The 484-nt window shown below is 60.7% G+C and carries 1 protein-coding gene; it reads left to right on the forward strand.

The genetic code is table 11. The features are described from left to right. The coding region (locus J5M71_RS27735) for a lyase family protein (protein WP_243434383.1) at nucleotides 1-484 on the forward strand (484 nt) is incomplete at both ends.

Consider the following 484-nt stretch of genomic DNA (forward strand, 5'->3'; position numbering starts at 1 on the left):
GGGATCAATGCGCATCCGGAGTTCGCCGCGCGATTCAGTCGGCATCTGAGCCAACTGACCGACGTGCAGTTCACCCCGGGCAAGGATCTGTTCGCGCTGATCGGCTCGCAGGACACGGCGGTCTCTGTCTCCGGCCAGCTCAAAGCTACTGCGGTGTCGCTGATGACAATCGCCAACGACCTGCGCTGGATGAACTCAGGTCCCCTGGCCGGCCTCGGCGAAATTGAACTGCAAGCGCTGCAACCGGGTTCATCGATCATGCCCGGCAAGGTCAACCCGGTGAGCCCGGAAGCCACTGCGATGGTCGCTGCGCAAGTGATCGGCAACGACTCGGTGATCACCGTGGCCGGCCAATCCGGCAAGTTCGAACTGAACGTGATGCTGCCGATCATCGCGCACAACCTGCTGAGCAGCATCGAACTGCTGGCCAATTCCAGTCGCCTGCTCGGTGACAAGGCAATCGCTACTTTCAAGGTCAACGAAT

This window comes from Pseudomonas sp. 43(2021) (assembly GCF_017490805.1).
Classification (GTDB): Bacteria; Pseudomonadota; Gammaproteobacteria; order Pseudomonadales; family Pseudomonadaceae; genus Aquipseudomonas.